17 protein-coding genes are annotated in these 16376 nt (G+C 72.9%); 6 read left to right on the forward strand and 11 right to left on the reverse strand.

Features of this window, described 5'->3' with window-relative positions:
• Nucleotides 1-44: 44 nt before the first annotated feature.
• Nucleotides 45-644: a TetR/AcrR family transcriptional regulator gene (locus ACZ3YO_RS12020; protein ID WP_465568156.1), complete on the reverse strand. Its 600-nt coding sequence runs from the start codon at nucleotides 642-644 to the stop codon at nucleotides 45-47.
• A 165-nt stretch (nucleotides 645-809) separates the two neighbouring features.
• Here ACZ3YO_RS12020 and ACZ3YO_RS12025 point away from each other — a divergent pair, with 165 nt between their 5' ends.
• Nucleotides 810-1769 (forward strand): alpha/beta hydrolase family protein, encoded by a 960-nt coding sequence (locus ACZ3YO_RS12025; protein WP_465568159.1) that lies wholly within the window; start codon nucleotides 810-812, stop codon nucleotides 1767-1769.
• A gap of 446 nt (nucleotides 1770-2215) precedes the next feature.
• Here the strand turns inward: ACZ3YO_RS12025 and ACZ3YO_RS12030 are convergent, their stop codons facing one another.
• From ACZ3YO_RS12030 to ACZ3YO_RS12040, 3 genes are all read right to left on the reverse strand, one after another.
• Nucleotides 2216-3112 (reverse strand): SDR family NAD(P)-dependent oxidoreductase, encoded by an 897-nt coding sequence (locus ACZ3YO_RS12030; RefSeq protein ID WP_465568162.1) that lies wholly within the window; start codon nucleotides 3110-3112, stop codon nucleotides 2216-2218.
• Nucleotides 3113-3293: 181 nt separating this feature from the next.
• Nucleotides 3294-3872 (reverse strand): TetR/AcrR family transcriptional regulator, encoded by a 579-nt coding sequence (locus tag ACZ3YO_RS12035; protein ID WP_465547287.1) that lies wholly within the window; start codon nucleotides 3870-3872, stop codon nucleotides 3294-3296.
• Nucleotides 3873-4013: 141 nt separating this feature from the next.
• Nucleotides 4014-5090, reverse strand: coding sequence for a DUF4190 domain-containing protein (locus ACZ3YO_RS12040; RefSeq protein WP_465568166.1), 1077 nt, complete (start codon nucleotides 5088-5090; stop codon nucleotides 4014-4016).
• 399 nt (nucleotides 5091-5489) lie between these two features.
• On the opposite strand from ACZ3YO_RS12040, the gene ACZ3YO_RS12045 reads away from it, so the two are divergent.
• Nucleotides 5490-5864, forward strand: coding sequence for a hypothetical protein (locus ACZ3YO_RS12045; protein WP_465568169.1), 375 nt, complete (start codon nucleotides 5490-5492; stop codon nucleotides 5862-5864).
• Nucleotides 5865-5995: 131 nt separating this feature from the next.
• Here the strand turns inward: ACZ3YO_RS12045 and ACZ3YO_RS12050 are convergent, their stop codons facing one another.
• Together ACZ3YO_RS12050 and ACZ3YO_RS12055 are read right to left on the reverse strand one after the other, a co-directional pair.
• Nucleotides 5996-6904: a hypothetical protein gene (locus ACZ3YO_RS12050; protein WP_465568172.1), complete on the reverse strand. Its 909-nt coding sequence runs from the start codon at nucleotides 6902-6904 to the stop codon at nucleotides 5996-5998.
• Between the two features lie 98 nt (nucleotides 6905-7002).
• Nucleotides 7003-7446 carry a hypothetical protein gene (locus tag ACZ3YO_RS12055; RefSeq protein ID WP_465568175.1) on the reverse strand — a complete coding sequence of 148 codons (444 nt, stop codon included), beginning with the start codon at nucleotides 7444-7446 and terminating at the stop codon, nucleotides 7003-7005.
• A 590-nt stretch (nucleotides 7447-8036) separates the two neighbouring features.
• Between ACZ3YO_RS12055 and ACZ3YO_RS12060 the strand changes: the two genes are divergently transcribed.
• Entirely contained in the window at nucleotides 8037-8366 is a 330-nt protein-coding gene (locus tag ACZ3YO_RS12060; protein ID WP_465568178.1) for a delta-60 repeat domain-containing protein, read from the forward strand.
• 881 nt (nucleotides 8367-9247) lie between these two features.
• Here the strand turns inward: ACZ3YO_RS12060 and ACZ3YO_RS12065 are convergent.
• On the reverse strand, nucleotides 9248-10039 hold the full coding sequence (locus tag ACZ3YO_RS12065) for a TioE family transcriptional regulator (RefSeq protein ID WP_465568181.1): 792 nt from the start codon (nucleotides 10037-10039) through the stop codon (nucleotides 9248-9250).
• Nucleotides 10040-10097: 58 nt separating this feature from the next.
• Between ACZ3YO_RS12065 and ACZ3YO_RS12070 the strand changes: the two genes are divergently transcribed.
• From ACZ3YO_RS12070 to ACZ3YO_RS12080, 3 genes are read left to right on the forward strand one after another with little or no spacing between them, the layout of a single operon-like run.
• A complete protein-coding gene (locus tag ACZ3YO_RS12070; protein WP_465568184.1) occupies nucleotides 10098-11300 on the forward strand; it encodes an erythromycin esterase family protein in 1203 nt (400 codons plus the stop codon).
• 1 nt (nucleotide 11301) lies between these two features.
• The gene (locus tag ACZ3YO_RS12075) at nucleotides 11302-11655 is read left to right on the forward strand and encodes a hypothetical protein (protein WP_465568187.1); all 354 of its coding nucleotides are present in this window, start codon (nucleotides 11302-11304) and stop codon (nucleotides 11653-11655) included.
• The gene (locus ACZ3YO_RS12080; RefSeq protein ID WP_465568191.1) at nucleotides 11625-12584 is read left to right on the forward strand and encodes a hypothetical protein; all 960 of its coding nucleotides are present in this window, start codon (nucleotides 11625-11627) and stop codon (nucleotides 12582-12584) included. The genes ACZ3YO_RS12075 and ACZ3YO_RS12080 overlap by 31 nt, the downstream gene beginning before the upstream one ends.
• Here the strand turns inward: ACZ3YO_RS12080 and ACZ3YO_RS12085 are convergent.
• From ACZ3YO_RS12085 to ACZ3YO_RS12100, 4 genes are all read right to left on the reverse strand, one after another.
• Complete coding sequence (locus ACZ3YO_RS12085) at nucleotides 12500-13816, reverse strand: hypothetical protein (RefSeq protein ID WP_465568194.1); 1317 nt, start codon at nucleotides 13814-13816, stop codon at nucleotides 12500-12502. The genes ACZ3YO_RS12080 and ACZ3YO_RS12085 overlap by 85 nt on opposite strands.
• A gap of 67 nt (nucleotides 13817-13883) precedes the next feature.
• Entirely contained in the window at nucleotides 13884-14696 is an 813-nt protein-coding gene (locus ACZ3YO_RS12090; protein WP_465568199.1) for an ATP-binding cassette domain-containing protein, read from the reverse strand.
• A gap of 88 nt (nucleotides 14697-14784) precedes the next feature.
• Nucleotides 14785-15612: a zf-HC2 domain-containing protein gene (locus ACZ3YO_RS12095; protein ID WP_465568202.1), complete on the reverse strand. Its 828-nt coding sequence runs from the start codon at nucleotides 15610-15612 to the stop codon at nucleotides 14785-14787.
• Nucleotides 15609-16217 carry an RNA polymerase sigma factor gene (locus ACZ3YO_RS12100; protein WP_465568835.1) on the reverse strand — a complete coding sequence of 203 codons (609 nt, stop codon included), beginning with the start codon at nucleotides 16215-16217 and terminating at the stop codon, nucleotides 15609-15611. Before ACZ3YO_RS12100 ends, ACZ3YO_RS12095 begins: the two co-directional genes overlap by 4 nt.
• Nucleotides 16218-16376: the final 159 nt, after the last annotated feature.

Raw genomic sequence — 16376 nt, forward strand, 5'->3', positions numbered from 1 at the left:
CGAGCCGGACGCGGGCCCGGCCGGTCCATCGGGTGTCGTCGGCGTCAGGGTGATGACTGCGCGGGCCGAAGCCCCAGAAGGAGCAGTCCGACCAATCGGCGGGGGTCGTAGCGCGGGTCGCTGTCGCGTCCGATGCAGAGGTTGCCGATGCCGCGCATCAGTTCGTAGGCCTGGATGCCCGGGCCGATCTCGCCGGCGTCGACCGCGGCGTCGAGCAGCTGAGCGCAGACGGGTACCAGGCGGTCGAGGAAGTAGGTGTGCAGCGCCAGGAATCCACTGCTGTCCGATTGCATCGCGTTGGCGAGTCCGTGCTTCGTGACCAGGAAGTCGACGAAGAGGTCGGCCCACTGCCGCAGCGCCGCGAGGGGGGAGTCCGAGCCGGCCAGCAGCGTCGGGCCGGCTTCGGCGCAGGCCTCCACCTGGTGACGGTAGACGGCGACGACGAGGTCCGCCCGCGTTGGGAAGTGCCGGTAGATCGTCCCAAGACCGACGCCCGCCCTGGCCGCGATCTCACGGATCGGCGCGTCGACGCCGGAGGTGACGAAGACCTCGGCAGCGGCGGCAAGCAGCGTCTGCTGGTTGCGCAGCGCGTCGGCCCGCCTGCTTCGGGCGGGCACCTCACCGGACGGGCTGGAACTGGGCACCACGCTCTCCTCCCATGACAGTTGACGAAGCGGAACGTTGTTCCGTACGTTAAGCGGAACAACGTTCCGACTCTACCGCAGGTGAAGCCGGACACTCCCGCCCGCCTCGACCGCCGCCGGCCCGACGGGACCGGCAGCAGAGGCCGTTGAAGGGACACATGCATCATGAGCGAGTCTTCCCGCACCGCCGAGATCCTCGGCCCGCCCACTCCGGTCCTGTCGGTCAGTCCGGTCGTACTGCCGGCTCCCGGCCGGGCCGTCGATCTGCAGGTGCGGGTCTCCGCGCCGGTGACCGGGAGCGACCTACCGGTCGTCCTCCTCTCGCACGGTCAGGGCCACTCGAACAACCTCTCCTCTCTGAACGGCTACGCGCCCCTCGTCAACTTCTGGGCGGCGCACGGCTTCGCCGTCATCCAGCCCACCCATCTGAGCTCCAGCACGCTGAGTCTGGATCCCGGGACCCCGGGGGCTCCGATGTACTGGCGCTCGCGGGCAGAGGACATGCGGCACATCCTCGACCGGCTCGACGCGATCGAGGCCGCCGTCCCGCAGCTCCTCGGGCGCCTGGACCACAGCAGGGTCGCCGTGGCCGGGCACTCCATGGGCGGACACACCGCGAGCCTGCTGCTGGGCGCGCGGCTCACCGACCCGCACGACGGAACGGTGGTGGACCTGGCCGAGCCCCGGATCAAGGCGGGTGTCCTGCTCGCCGCGCCCGGCAGGGGCGGCGACGCGCTCACCACGTTCGTGGCCGAGAACTACCCCTTCCTCTCGACCACGGACTTCACCGGGATGACGACGCCCACCCTCGTGGTCGCCGGCGACAAGGACGCCTCCGACCACCTGACGGTCCGTGGCCCGCAATGGCACACCGATCCGTACGTCCTCTCCCCCGGCCCCAAGTCCCTGCTCACCCTCTTCGACGCGGAGCACGGGCTCGGCGGGGTCTCCGGATACGACGTCGCCGAGACCACGGACGAGAACCCGGAGCGGGTCGCAGTGGTCCAGCGGCTCACCTGGGCCTTCCTCCGCACCGCGTTCCGCCCCGGGGATCCCGCGTGGCAGACGGCGCGTGACGCGCTCACGGCCGGCCCCGACCCGCTCGGGCGGGTCGACTCCAAGTAGGAGGCCGTGCGGCTCGGGCAGGAGGACCGCGCGGCCGGTCCGGCCGGACGACGAGGTCCGCGTCCGCTCACGCGCTCGGCCCGGCGTCGTTGCCGGAGACGGAGTCGGACCCGGCGTCGGCCGAGGGCTGGGCATGCGCCGGCTGGACCACCGTGGCGGGTACCGGCGGCGGATCAGGACGCCGCGGCCGGGCGGGCGCTGCGCCGCACGCTCGTTGCCGATCAGCACGCCCTCGCGCGGGTCGCCGGAGCGCACCAGCTCCTGACCGAGCAGTCCGCCGCGGGCGTTCAGGCGACCGTATCGGCAGCACTGCCCGCCTGACGGCACCGTCCGCGCGGCCGGTGCGCCGATGTGACAGCCCGTCCGGCCGCCGCGCGCCCCGGAAGGACGGTTGAGCAGACCGGACTCCCGTCAGGCTGGTCATCGCAGGGCCTGCCCCTCCGGCCTCACCCCGGTTGGACGTCGGAGCCTCCGTGTAGCGGCGCCAGCTCTCGGCTGAGCCTGAGGACGTTGCCGACGACCCGGGGGTCGGTGGATCCGCGGAAGGCGGGCACGGGGTGGGTCCGGGGGCCGATGAGCAGGCCGGTCTGCCCGTCGAGCGACGGGTCGGTGGCGGCGCGGACGGACGGCCGGGCGGCAACGGACGCCGGGCCGGCGGTGGAGCGCCGGAAGGTACGGCGAACCAGCGGCCAGAGCAGGCGCAGCCCCGGGGAGACGATGGTCGGCGAGGTCATGGTGCCGTCGGTCATGTCGGTCGCGGCGCCGCCGGGGTCGGCGGCGAAGACCGTGACGCCGGTGCCGCGCAGGCGCTCGGCCAGCTCCAGGGTGTAGGCGAGGTTGGCGAGCTTGGCCCGCCCGTACCAGTGGAAGGCGTAGTAGCCGCCCGGCGGCTCGACGGCGTCGAAGGTGCGCTTGGCGACCTTGATCGCACCGGAGGTGACGTTGACGATCCGGCTGGGCCCGCCGGCCCGGAGCTGATCGAGCAGCAGCTCGGTCAGCAGGTACGGCGAGAGGTGGTTGACAGCGAACGAGGCCTCGATCCCGTCGACCGTCTGCTGCCGCTGCGCGAACATCGCGCCGACGTTGTTGACCAGCACCTTCAGCGGTCCCTCGGCCGCCAGGTGCGCGGCGAGCGCCCGTACGTCGTCGAGCGATGCGAGGTCGGCGGCCAGGAACCGCGGGGCGGCTCCCGTCGCGACCGCCGCGATCCGCTCGAGAGCGCGGCCGCCGCGCTCGGCGTTTCGGCCGACCACCGTGACGTCGAGCCCGCGCGCCGCGAGTCCGATCGCGGTCTCAAGGCCGATGCCACCGGTCCCCGCCGTCACCACTGCCCGTTGGCCCACCGCTCTGCCCTCCGTCGTTCCACATCCGGATAGCTATCCGCTTTGATGGCGGCACGCTAGCACAAGCGGATAGCTATCCGGTCAGTTGGGAGTGCACTGGCCCGTCGGGCGTCCTCGGTACCGGGTCGGCACCGATGCCGATGCCGACGTGACGCGTGCCGCCGTGATGCGCGTGCCGCCGTCAGCGCGGCGGGCGCAGGCCCCCGAGAAGGACGTCGAGGTAGAGCTCTCGGCGCGCGGGGTCGCAGTCACCGGAGCGCACGGCATGCTCGACGCCGCAGAGCAGGCGGCGCACGTCGTCCGCCTCGACGCCGGCCCGGACGACGCCGGCCAGGCGGGCACGGTCCAAGAGGTCCGCGACCGCCCGGTCAAGCTCGGCCTTCATCGCCGAGGTCTGCTCCTCGGCATCGCTCGCGGACTCCAGGACGGCGGCGAAACCGGCATCGTCCAGCGCGCGGTCGAGCGTGAAGCGCAGCAGGCGGTGCAGGCCCGCGAGCGCGTCCTCGGCCACGGCCGCCGCCTGCGCCTCGCCGACCAGCTCCCGGAAGCGCTCTGCCGACAGCGCCTCCACCAGCGCATGGCGGTTGGGGAAGTGCCGGTACACGGTTCCGACACCCACGCCGGCGAGCCGGGCGATGGTGTTCAGCTGGAGCGAGTCGTCACCGGCGGCCACCTGCTCGCGGGCGACCTGCAGCACCCGGGCACGATTGCGCGCGGCATCCGCCCGCAGCACTGGTCCCTGCCCGGCTCTCGGTGTCACGACCCCAGCATAGAGGGCCGCGTTGCACGGCCTCCGAGGTCAGCCCGACCTCGTGGCCCACGCCCCGGGCGCCCGTGCGGCGGTTGACGGTTCCGCGCGGGCCGGTATCGCGCAGCAGCCTTCGGCGGGAGCGCCCTCGGGTCAGCCGGGAGAACCGGACCAGATGACGTTCTTGCGCTGCAGCCCGGAGCTGTGGTTGAACTCGACGGAGAACCGGTCGGCCGCGTCGTTCGGCAGGGCGTACGCAGACAGGCCGGTGGCCTGCTGGCCGGGAGCGAGAGAGCCGGTGAGGATCTTCAACCGTCCGCTTCCGTCGATCAGCAGGTAGACGGGGTTGCCCTTGGCGTCCTTGACGGAGGGCATCCCGGACCCGTAGAGCGAGATCTCCTCCGACCCGGTGTTGAGGACGGTGATCTTCACCTGGATGACCGTGGCGTTCTTGGGGGCCTCGAACACGGTCGTGCTCGGAACGTAGGGCTCCGGCTCGGCCATCGTGACCTTCAGCCCGTCCCCGTACGTGTAGGACTGGCCGAACGACAGGCGCCGGGCCCTCTCGTCCGCAGCCTCGTTCTCCCGCTCGGCCTCGATCCTCTTCCGCTCGGCGTCGATCCGCTCCTTCTCCTTCGCCGCCCGCTCCTTCGCTGCCTCGATCGCAGCCTCGGCGCGAGCGCGCGCGGCGTCCTCCTCCGCCTGCCGCTCCTTGTTGACCGCCTGCACCTTTGCCACGACGAGCGCCCCGGTGCCGGCCGAGACCAGCAGACCGGAGACACCCAGGATCACGCCTGCGAGCGCCATCGCCCGGTTGGTCGCCAGCCCCTTGCGCGCGTGGCCCAGCCCGACGACACCGAAGACCACGGCCAGCAGCGCCGGCAGCCAGGACAGCCAGAACAGGATGACGCCCAGGCTGAGAACGACACCGACGATCCCGAGCACCATGGCCGCGATGCCCACGCCGTTGCGAGGCTGCGGAGCCGGCGCCAGGTAAGGCGGCCAGTACGGCACACCCGGGCCCTCACCCGGGGCCGTGGCCATGGTCGGGACCGGGATGGGGGCTGTGGCCGGGCCCGGATGCGTGGCCGTGGCAGGAGTCGTGGCCCCGCCCTGCCCCGGAGCCCCGCCCCGGCCCTCGCCCTGACGCGGGCTCGGCGCTGCCCACGGGTTGGTGTCGGCCGGTCCCTCGGCGGACTGCGGGCGGTCGGGCGGGGCAGGAATGGTCATGCGAAATCCTTCAAGCACGTTGAGATGACGAGCGGAGGTTCAGCCCCACGCCGAAGTCTGTTCTGATCCCCCGGCGACAGCGACCCGATGTCCGGGAAACAGTCACCGGCCCAGGCCGGACCCGCACATCGACACCCTGGGACGGGGCACCGACGTGGTCGGCGGGTGATCAACATACAGGTGCCCGGTGACAGCCCCGACGTCGCGGTCCGGCCCCGAGCCGGGCCCGGCCGCGCGGGCCGGCTCCCGTCCCGGACGAGGACGTCCAGGACTGCGCGATCGGCAAGCACGGCCCACCCCGCGTCAGCTGCCCGGCGCGCTGGCGCGCCCGGCGGATAATGGCCGGGGCCGCGGGCCGGCTGGGCCGGCGGCACCGATCGACGGAGAGGCAGAGAACGGATGACCCTGGAAGAAGGCCGGCGCGTCAGGTTGGCCGGGGAGCTCGGGATCGGTGAGGCGGTCGCCGGGGAGCCCGGGGCCGTCGTCGGGTTCCTCTCGCTGGGAGCCGGGATCGAGGGCACCGTCGAGCGGGTGGACGGGGAACTCCCGGAGAGCGAGGAGGTCCGCGAGTACCAGCGGCTCAAAGCGCTCTTCGAGGACTACGGGCACACTATGCCGGAGGCGAGCCGGAAGCGGCTGGAGGCGGAGATCGCCGCGCTGGAGCCGGAGTGGGCGGCGTACCGGGAGCAGGGGAGGCGGGTGACGGTCCGGGTCAGGCTGGACAACGGCTTCGTCCTCGACGGGGCGCACCAGGACATCCTCACCCCACTGTGAAGGAGGACGTCCCGCGGGGGCGGCGGACCCGGTCCTCGGCTCCCGGGTCATTCAGCGCCGACAGCGTTCAGCTGTCCAGGGGCGGCGAGCCGCGTGGACGTCCGTGAGGTCGGCCTACGGCGCCACCGCAGTCACCGGCGTGCCAGCACGTCCTGCGCCTTCTTCAACTGTGCCGCCCGTTTGCCGAGGACCTCGTCAAGGGCCTTCTTGTTCTTCTGTATCAGCTCATGTTGATACGCGGTCTCAACGGCGTTCCAGACGGCGACCAGGCCGGTCTCCCGCTTGCATGCCACGTCGGCCCCGGCGATCTCCTTCTCGGCATCGGACGCCCCGGCCTCGGAGATTCCGTCGATGTTCAGCGGGTCCGGCTGGGCGTGCCCGGAACGGGTCATGCATGCGGACCAGCTCCTGATCGCGGCCACCACCCGGTCATCCTTGCGGGACAGCTCGAACGACGCCACGTTGATCTCCCGCACGACCTGGTCGTTCGCCGGATAGTCCCTCGTGCCGGTGATCTTCAGGGCTGCCGCGCTGTTGCAGCCGACGGCCGGGGAACCACCGGGCCCCGGCCCACCGTCCGGCGTTCCCGCCAGGGCGTCCAGTTGCTCCTGGGTGAGCGGCGGATCCGCCTGCGCCGGCTGCGCCGGCGGGTGATACCCGCCGGCCGCCGCCTCGGCCGAGTCGATGAGGCCGTATCGGCGGTCGTTGCGACCGGTGTCGGCGGGGGCCGGCGCAGCCGGCGCCGGAGGCATCGGGACGCCGGCCCTGGCCATGCATTCACCAGTCAGCAGTCTCAGCGACCGCAGCAGCGTCCGATGCTCCTGCGGGTCGAGGAAATAGGGGTCCAACGGGAGTTCCGGGATCCGGCCGTCGGCGATCGCCGGGAACTGACTGACGGCCGGCGGCGGCACCTCCAGCGTGGCAGGCAACGGCTCCTGACCATCACGGTTCGCTGCGCAGCCGCCGATGCCGGCTCCGACGCCGAGGGCGATCGCCGCACACAGAGCGGGATGGGCATAACGACTGACATGTGTCCGCAAGACTCGCACCTCGGGCGTGGCGTGGTCGGAGTGTTCCCCGGAGCGGGGGGCGTGTGGAGCGCGCCGGCCGCTGCGGACGGCGCGCTCCACACTCCGCGTCAGTTGAACTTCTTGAAGGACGCGTTCTCGTTCTTCGTCTTCACGAGGTTCCTGCCGGTGCATGCGGGGATCTCGTCGTAGACACCGGCCCAATTGCTCTCGAAGTAGGAGCGGACCCACCCGCTGCAGTTCCCCGGACGCTGGTACGCGGCGGATGCGGCGTGGTTCTTCACCCGAAGGCCGGAGCCTGCACCGCTTCCGAGGACGAAGTACGCCGTGTCCCCGGGTGCGTTGTCGATGTTCGAGTAGCCGTCGAAGTTGCTCATGTCCCAGCCCCGCACGGCACCGTTCTGACCGCTGTTGTAGAAGTAGCAGAAGGCCTGGGTCGCCGGCGCCTCGACCAGGCAGCGCGACGAGGGGGGATCGGCGTGTGCCGCCGGAGCGAGTGCAACGAACGATGTCGCCGCGGCGGAGAGGGCGACTACAGCCGCACGTACGCGCATGTGGTGCCTTTCTGATGGGGGTTCGGTGCCGGGCCCGGGAGTCTGGCGGGTTCCCTCACGGAGCCCGACAACCGAAGAACCGGCGGAGGTCCCACCGTGCGACAGGCTTGATTGTCCATCAACAAGAAACCGGCCGAGGGCCAGGTGAGCGGCGGACAACCCTGATTGGCCGCGGACAGAGCAGGGGCACGGGGCGGACACTGCCGGCCCCCACAGGGGCAGCCGAAGCGAGGGGCTGAGCAGGCCGGCTGCGCTCCCCCGGCCGGTCCCGTTCGACGTGCTCCCCTTCGGGCGATCCGCGGCGCGCCGGCGCTCGCGCCGCGGCGGGCCGGCGGTCGCCCCGCCGGTGCAGACGGACCGGCCAGGCAATTGTCCGGGGCCCGGACCGCCCGCGACGGACAATCCCGCCGGCCGTGGCAGAGGCCGTCCCGATCGCCCCCTGAAACAGACCGGCCGAGGCATCCCGCACGTCGCGACGCCCGCCTGCCACGCCGGGTCGACCAGGAGCCCCGAGGTGTCCCGCTCCCGCCCCGCCGTCCGCGGCGCCTTCCGGGACCGTGCCGCCGGCGGCACCAGCACCGCGGTGAGTGGTGACCGACGTCGGGCCCGGCACCACCGACGACGACCTCGAAGGCCTGGTCATCCAGCCCGACGGACGGATCCTCGTCGGCGGCAGCGCCGCCGCCACCGAGTTCCTCGTCGACAGCAACTTCCTGGTCGGCCGTTACCTGGAGAACGGCACACCCGACCCCGGGTTCGGCACCGACGGCTTCACCCTCACCCCGACCGGCACCGCCGGCGGCGACAACGAGATCTACGACATCGCCCTGGCCGGTCACGACGGGCTGATCGCCGCCGGCGAGTGCGACCGAACCACCACCGGCCGCGACGTCTGCGTGGCCCGCTACCGACTCGACTGACAGCACCCCGGAGTGCCGAAACAGCCGGCGGTCGAGGACTCCCGGCCCCGGCGCGAGGGGTGTCGCGGGCCGGCGCGAAAACCGGTGGAATCGGGGACCTCGGGGCCGCCGGGAACAGTGTCGTACGCGGCTTCGCCGGGCCCGCGGCCGCGATCCGGCGGCAGGCACCGGAACGGCACCCGGTGGCCGCCACGACGTGACGCTCGGCTACTACGGCATGGCCCCCTTCGTCGCCAACGTCCTGTCGAGCCGTCTGACGGCCGAGGTGCGCCACGAAGGAGTGCGCTGGGTCCAGGAGTACGCGCGCGGTGTCGCGCTCACCCCGCTCGCGCAGGCAGGGCCGGCGACCCGAAGCGGGACCACCCTCGCCCTCTGGCCCGACCCCGACATCATCGGAACCGTGCAGTGCTCGTTCGACGGCCTGGCGGAGCGCTACCGGGAACTCGCCTTCCTGAACCGGGGTCTGGACATCTCGCTGACCGACGAGCGCCGCCCGGCCGGGTCACGCTCGGTGCGGTTCCGGTTCTCGGGCGGGGTGCGGGACTTCGTCGCCTTCCTCGACGAGCAGGCGGAGGGGCCCGTTCACCCGGACATCCTCGGCTTCGAGCGGGAGGAGGAGCGGACGGCCGGGACGATGGAGGTGGCCAGTGGCTGGAGGGGCACCCGGAGCAGGCCGCGGCCGTCATCGGCCGGATCACCCAGGGCACCCGCCGGGACTGACCGGCAACAGACCGCCCTGCCGGTTCCGGCCACGGAGCCGGCAGGGCAGTCGGCCCCTCTCGGGCCGGATCGGCGCCCTCGGCCCGGTGCTCGACGCCCTCGGTCTGGCCCTCGACGCCCTCGCACTCCTCGACGCCGGTCTTCGGCCGGCGGCCGGTGTCTCATCCGCGCTCGCGGAGGTACGCCTCCAGCTCCGCGGCCCCGGTCAGCATCGCCCGCCCGCGGGCGGACAGCCGGCCGTGCCAGTCGGACAGTGCGGCCTCCAGCGGTTCCAGCCCGCCGGCCGCCCGCACCTGGGCGATCAGCGGGGCGATCTGCTCCAGCAGGTAGCCGCCCCGCCTCAGCTGGTGAGCCAGCCGGGCGTCCCGTACGTCGGCCTCGTCGTAGACGCGGTAGCCGGTCTGCGGGTCACGGCGCGGTCGGACCAGCCCGGCGCTCTCCCATTTGCGCAGCGTCGCGGGCCGGACGCCGAGCTTCCCAGCCAGCGGACCGATGAACGTGCCTACGGGCCCGGGCCCCGCGATGGGCCCGGACACCTCGGTCGGCCCGGGCCCCGCACCGCGCCCGGGCCCGGGCCCCGCACCGGTCTCGGGCGCGGTGGTGGGTTTCAGGTCGCGGAGGGCGCTCTCCACGGCCTGGAGGGTCCGCCGGTCGTCGAGGAGCTGGGCGTGACTCTCGTCGATGATGCGCAACGCCCCGTCGACCGCGCCCTGGTTGACGGCCCGCATGATCGACGTCGCCGTCTGGTGACCGTGGCCGGGCACCAGGGCGAGAAACGCACGCAGGGCTCCCGCGTGCAGCGAGGTGTAGGTGCGGTAGCCGTGGGGTGTGCGGTCGGCGGCCGGAAGGATGCCGGCCGCCTCGTAGTTCCTGACCGCCTGCGTGGACAGGCCGTGCCCGCGCGCCAGATCAACCGGCCTCAGTCGCCCACCCGTTTGAAGGTTTCTCCCCATGGGCGCGACGATATCGCGGCAAAGTTTCAACCGAGGGTTCAGCGATAGCGTTGAAGGCATGGCTACTGACATCAAGGACGTCGCCCATGCCGTCGACGCCGCCTCCGTCATGAGGCTGCTCCCGGCCCGGCCCCGGCTGCTCGCCCTGGGCGAGCCCACCCACGGCGAGGACGCGCTGCTCGACCTGCGCAACGGGCTCTTCCGACAGCTCGTCGAGCAGGAGGGCTACCGGACGATCGCGATCGAGAGCGACTGCATGATGGGCCTGGTCGTGGACGACCACGTCACGTCGGGCACGGGCACCCTCGACGAGGTCATGGCGCGCGGATTCAGCCACGAGTGGGGTGCTTCCGCGGCCAACCGCGAACTCGTGTGCTGGGCACGGGCGTACAACGAAGGCCGGCCCGCGTCCGAACGGCTCCGCTTCGCCGGCGTCGACGGCCCCCTGGAGATCACCGGCGCCGCGAGCCCCCGGCAGGCCCTCACCGCCCTCCACGGCTACCTCGCGGCCCGGGTGGACGCTGAGCTGCTCCCCTGCACCGCGCCAACACTCGACCGCCTGCTCGGCGCCGACGACCGCTGGACCGATCCCGCCGCGATGACGGACCCGGCCCGGTCCGTGGGGCAGTCGGCCGAGGCCGGTCGACTGCGGCTGCTCGCCGACGATCTGGTGGCACTGCTCGACACGCAGACGCCGCACCTGGTCACGGCGGACTCGCCGGACGCGTGGGACCGGGCACGCCTGTGCGGGCGTACCGCCACCGGTCTGCTGCGCTACCACCACTGGATGGCCGACACCTCACCGGCCCGCATGACCAGGCTGGTGGGCCTGCGGGACCAGATGATGGCCCACAACCTCCTCGCCCTCGCCGACCGTGGCCCGACACTCGTCCACGCCCACAACTCCCACCTCCAGCGGGAGAAGAGCTCGGTGCGGATGGGCGGGGTCCGTCTGGAGTGGTGGAGCGCCGGCGCGCTGGTGAACGCCCGGCTCGGCCAGGAGTACGCCTTCGTGGCCACGGCCCTGGGCACGATCCGCCACCGGGGAGTGGACACCCCGCCGCCGGACACCGTCGAAGGACTCCTGTACGCACTCCCGCAGGACCGCTGCGTCATCGACGCCCCGCGGCTGGCCGCCGCCCTCCGCGACACGCGGCCCGCGCCCCGCGTCTCCCCCTGGTTCGGCTACGCCCCGCTCGACCCGGCCCACCTCGCGAGCATTGACGGCATGGTGTTCGCCAAGGACATCGCCCAGAGCTAGCTTGACCTTTAACCTGTGCGGCGGGGGCGAGAGCGACCGCCTTCTTCGCGAATCGCAGGACGCGGTAGCCGCGCGCTACGCGTTCATCGACGTGGAGAAGGCAGGCGAGACGAACCCGGGCGGGGACAGCGTGGCCTTCCTCTGCCGCACGCTGGGCATCTCCCGGTCCGCCTACTACACTCACGTGGCCGCACGGCCCGCCCGCCGCCGGCGCGACCGGGCCGAGGAGGCGCTGGTGCTGGTGTGGGATCCGGGTGCTGCACGCGGGGTCGCGCGGTGCCTACGGCTCCCCGGATCCATGCGGCCCTCGTCCGGGCCGGGCGCGTGGTCAATCGCAAGCGGGTTGAGCGGCTGATGCGCGTGAACGGCGTCGTCGGGATCACCGGCGCCGACGGCTTCCGCTTGATTCACCGCGCTTGGGGCAGTACGCACCAGAAGTACCGGGCTCTCCGCGGTCCGGACCGGGCCATTCCGGCGAACCCCCGTATGGCGCGTCTTCGGCGAGCCGCGGCCGATGGCCGTCCGGACGCCGTTGGACGCCGCCCGGTGTCAGCCGCCGGCACCGGGACGGCCGCCGTCGCCCCGGCCGGAGGGCCGGGCACGGCCGGCTCAGCGGCGGCTTCCGCGCTGGATGTAGGCGGCGGCACCTACAACGGTCAGGCAGGCGGCCGTCGTGGTGGAGGTGACGGTCCGGGGTTCCTGGACCATCCAGGTCAGTACCTGTCCGTCGAGGGTGATCCGAGGCCCCAGCGCCAGCATGAGCAGGGCCCAGCCGATGGAGGGGACCCAGGCCGCGTGGGCCCCGAGCACCACCGCGGTGAGGGCGGTCAACGCGGTGAGCGCCAGGACGGCCTCCACGAGGTTGCCCCAGGGCACGGCGCGCGCCGGTTGACCGGCGATCAGGTGGACGGCGGCGAGCAGACCGAGGAGGACCGCGCCGAGCAGCGTCAGGTGGACGGCGCGGATCAGCCGCCAGGGGACGGGTGTGCCGCGTTCCAGTTCCTCGTCCGGGCCGGCGAGGGTGCGGGCGGTGGCGGCGACGCCCAGCACGACGGCGATCAGGCCGACCATGCGAGACGTCGTCGGGTCGTCCGTCAGGTACCCGGCCCAGGTGAGCCCGGCCGCGGCGAGATAGGCCAGTACGGTCGCCGGGATCCCCCGGCTGCGCAGGTGCAGCACGATGCCGCGAAGATCCCCGGTCATCGGCCCGCTCCCTGTCCCATGACGACGGCCAGCGCGTCCCCGCAGGTCAGTCCGGCCCTCCTGCCGTCCCCGATCCGCTGACGGCGCTCCTCGACAGGCAGCGCGCGCAGCGTTTCGTACGCCGTGCGGGCCGCGGGGCTCAGCTTGTCGGTGGGGGTGTCGAGAAGCAGCGCGGTGATCGCACCGGAGGCGTCGCTCGCGCGGGTCCGTTCCTGGTCCCCGGCATAGCAGCCGATGTCGACCGTGGCGTTGTGGACCAGCAGGGTGAGGACTGTGGCCGGGTCCCACCGGATGCCGCCCTCCTGGGTCCGGTACGGGAGCTGGAGGCGGACCGTGTCGAGATCCGCGGCGGCCGCCGTCCTGCCGTCGTCGAGCATCCAGCTCACCGGGTCCTCCTGCACCCTCGTCGGGCCGCCCGGCACGTCGGCGAAGGCGTCGAGCACCTTCTGGGCGGGAGCCATGAGATCGGGCAGCGTGTTGCTGTGCACCTTGGTGACGCAGATCCGGCCGTCGTGCGGTGCACAGACCAGGGCGGTTGCCTGCGGGGCGGGGACGATCGCGCCCGATGGCGCCACCAGCGTCCCGAGGACCACGCCGGCCACGGCCGGACTCAGGGCCAGCAACCGGGCTCGCGTGGTGACCGCGGCGGCCAGCAGCACGCCGGTGGCGCCGAGGGAGGCGAACCAGATGCCCTGGGCCGCGGACAACGAGGGCAGCAGCCGGTGGAAGTCGTCCGTCACCGGCAGCATCGGGAGCACGGTGTCCACCAGACGGTTGGCCGGCCGGCCGTCCCGTGCCTGGCTCACCGTCAGGATCAGGAACAGCACCACCGCGCCCAGCGGCGCCGCGACCGGCGCCGGCACCGCACGTCCGATGCCCAGCCCGAGCAGGGCGACGGCGGCGACGGCGACAAGTCCCACCGCAAGGCCCAGCGGCCACGCACCGTCGCTGAAGGTCGCGTGCCCGCTGACCACGACCACAGCCCATCCGACCACCGCCGCCACGGCGAGCACCGCCGTGCCGACGATGACCAGGAAGGCGGGCAGCAACCGGACCGAGCGCGGCCGTGGCGTGGCGGCGAACAGCTCGGAGACCTCTCCGCGCTGCTCACGCCCGCCGTGCCAGATCGCGGCGGCCAGCACCACCGGCAGCCCGATCCAGGCGGCCCCCCGCATCGAGTACACCAAAGGGGTCCAGCTGGCCGCCCATTGCTGGACGTCCATCCAGAGGAAGACCCGGGTCAGGGCGGCCAGCACCAGGAACAACGCCAGGGCGACCGAGCGCTTCGCCTCCAGGCGCACCATTCGGAACATCGCAGTCTCCAGTCGTCGGGTGGATCAGGACGTGCAGGGGGGTCGGAAGGGGATCGGGTCGCGCCGCCTACCCCCGGGCGCCGACCTTGCCCTCGCGGTGCCGGCGCAGAAGGGCGGAGTAGCCGCGCTCGAAGTCGCTGTCGCCCGGGTCGGCGTCGGTGCCCGCGGCACGGAGGTGGTCGATGTGACCCGCGAAGACCGTGCTGCCCTCGTCCATCAGCACGACGCCGGCGCAGGCGGCGCCGACGTCCTCGACGAGGTGGGTGGAGACCAGGACGCAGGACTGGGCTCCGATGTCGCGCAGCAGGGCGCGGAACTCCATGCGCTGGGCGGGGTCCAGGCCCACGGTGGGCTCGTCGAGCAGCAGGATGTCGGGGTCGTTGACGATCGCCTGGGCGATGCCGGCCCGGCGCAGCATGCCGCCGGAGAGCGAGCCCATGCGGTCATCGGCCCGGCCGGTCAGGTCGACCCGGTCGATGGCGTGCTGCACGGCGTCGGCGGTCCTGCGGCGGGGCACCTCCTTGAGCCAGGCCATGTACTCGACGAACTCGCGCACCGTGAAGCGCCGGTAGTGCCCGAAGGCTTGCGGCAGGTAGCCCAGTCGGCGGCGGAGTTCGCGCAGTTCGCCACGGCTGCGACGGGCGCTGCCCAGGAGTTCCAGGTCGCCGCTGTGCGGGTGGAGAACGGTGGCGAGCGTCCGGATCAGGGTGGTCTTGCCCGCCCCGTTGGGACCGAGCAGGCCGTGCACACCGGTGCCCAGGTTCAGGTCGATCCCGTCGACCGCGGCGCGGCGGCCCCGCCGCACGGTCAGCCCGTGGGCCTGGATGTGATGGGCGTAACCGGTGGGGGCCAGCTCGCTCGCGGTACCGATTCCGGGCATGGCGTGTCTCCTCGCTGTGCGGGTGAAGGAGGGTGCGGGTGAAGGACGGTGCGGGTGAAGGAGTGCGCGCTGTTCGGCGGCGCGCGGTTCAGCGGTGGCGCGCGCGGGCCTCGCGGGGGTGCAGATAGGCGCTGCGGCACAGGACGACGGCGACGCCCAGGACCGCGGTCGCCGCGGCCCATCCCGGGGCGGTGGACTCGTGCAGATAAGACGGAACGGCTCCGCCCTCGACGGCGGGGACGACCACGCACAGGGCCCAGACGGCGCCCAGCGCGGTGGCGGCGCGCTGGATGCCCAGCACGCTCCCCAGCGCCAGGCTTGCGCAGGTCAGCGCGAGGGCCGGCAGGAGGACAAGCGCGGATGCGGTGCCGGTGAGCCAGCCGGCGGCTGCCAGCGCCGGGATCACGAGGGTCAGCACGGCCAGGGTGCGCCGCAGGACGAGGCCGAGCCCTGCCCTGGGGGTCGTGGCGATCAGCTCATGGACCGGGTCGGAGCGCGGGCCCCAGCTCACGGCCACTCCCAGCAGCGGCATCGCCGGGGCCAGCAGCTGGAGGGTCGGGGAGTTTCGCGCGACGGCCGATGACAGGACGAGGGCGCCGAGAACGACGAGGACGACGGCCGCGGCCCACGGTCCGAGCGCCGGGGCCGCCCACCGGGCCAGTCCGCGCCGCACCCGTCGCCACCGTCGGCGGCGTACCGGCGCCAGCGTCGCCGACAGGCGCCCGTGCACCTGCTCCATCAGCGCGGTGTCGGCCGGGCAGTGGGCGAGGGAGACCTCCCTCAATTCGGCCTGGCAGGTGGCGCACCGCTCCAGATGCGCCTCCAGGGTCCACAGCGCCCCGACGCTCGGACCGGCCTGGGCACCGGCGTCCAGCACGTAGCTCACCAGCAGTTCACGGGGGACGTGCAGAGTCATGACAGTGCCTTTCGCATGTCGAGGCGGGCACGGCGGGCGCGGGTCTTGACGGTGCCCTCGGGGATCCGCAGCAGCTCGGAGGTCTCACGGACCGTCAGTCCGTCGAGCACCATCGCGGTCAGGACCTGGTGCAGCTCGGGGGCCAGGCGGTCCAGTGCCGCGCCCAGGTCGCCCCCGATGGCGGCATCCATCACGACGTGCTCGGCCGAAGGCGCCAGGCCCGGAGCGACGGACGCCGGCGGGAGGGTGCTGTGCCGGCCGCGCACCCGGAAGGCGTCCACCAGCCGACGGGCGGCGATCGTCCACAGCCAGCCGCCGGCCTCCTCGCCGCGCATGCTGTCGGCGAAGGACCCTGCGGCCCGCCACACCGCCATGTACGTCTCCTGCAGGACCTCGGCGACGATCTCGTCGTCCGCGCAGCGCCGACGCAGCCGCGCCGTCAGCCACGGGGCGCTGCGCCGGTACAACTCGTCGAAGGCCGCGGTGTCTCCCCGGGAGATCCGCCGGACCAGCTGCGCCTCGGTCAACGAGGCCGGTGAACGTTTCACATCCTGGTCTGACGGGGCACACGGGCTCCGGGTTTTCCCCTGCGTCGTGATCCACATCACACGCACGACTGGATGGCCGACACCTCACCGGCCCCCATGACCAGGCTGGTGGGCCTGCGGGGCAGACGGCGGAATCGTGTTCGTCGTGGGCGGCGCACAGAGCCGGCAGTGTCCGCGGTCCAGCCGGGAGGTGTCACACCCCCGGGCCCTGTGTGA

Source organism: Kitasatospora sp. NPDC022785 (assembly GCF_055561295.1).

Excerpts from the sequence above, each read along its gene's own strand:
- ACZ3YO_RS12090 (WP_465568199.1), bottom strand. The coding sequence starts at position 14,696 with ATGCCCGGAATCGGTACCGCGAGCGAGCTGGCCCCCACCGGTTACGCC.
- ACZ3YO_RS12025 (WP_465568159.1), top strand. The coding sequence starts at position 810 with ATGAGCGAGTCTTCCCGCACCGCCGAGATCCTCGGCCCGCCCACTCCG.
- ACZ3YO_RS12045 (WP_465568169.1), top strand. The coding sequence starts at position 5,490 with ATGACCCTGGAAGAAGGCCGGCGCGTCAGGTTGGCCGGGGAGCTCGGG.
- ACZ3YO_RS12070 (WP_465568184.1), top strand. The coding sequence starts at position 10,098 with ATGGCTACTGACATCAAGGACGTCGCCCATGCCGTCGACGCCGCCTCC.
- ACZ3YO_RS12055 (WP_465568175.1), bottom strand. The coding sequence starts at position 7,446 with ATGCGCGTACGTGCGGCTGTAGTCGCCCTCTCCGCCGCGGCGACATCG.
- ACZ3YO_RS12100 (WP_465568835.1), bottom strand. The coding sequence starts at position 16,217 with ATGTGGATCACGACGCAGGGGAAAACCCGGAGCCCGTGTGCCCCGTCA.
- ACZ3YO_RS12065 (WP_465568181.1), bottom strand. The coding sequence starts at position 10,039 with ATGGGGAGAAACCTTCAAACGGGTGGGCGACTGAGGCCGGTTGATCTG.
- ACZ3YO_RS12040 (WP_465568166.1), bottom strand. The coding sequence starts at position 5,090 with ATGACCATTCCTGCCCCGCCCGACCGCCCGCAGTCCGCCGAGGGACCG.
- ACZ3YO_RS12095 (WP_465568202.1), bottom strand. The coding sequence starts at position 15,612 with ATGACTCTGCACGTCCCCCGTGAACTGCTGGTGAGCTACGTGCTGGAC.
- ACZ3YO_RS12085 (WP_465568194.1), bottom strand. The coding sequence starts at position 13,816 with ATGTTCCGAATGGTGCGCCTGGAGGCGAAGCGCTCGGTCGCCCTGGCG.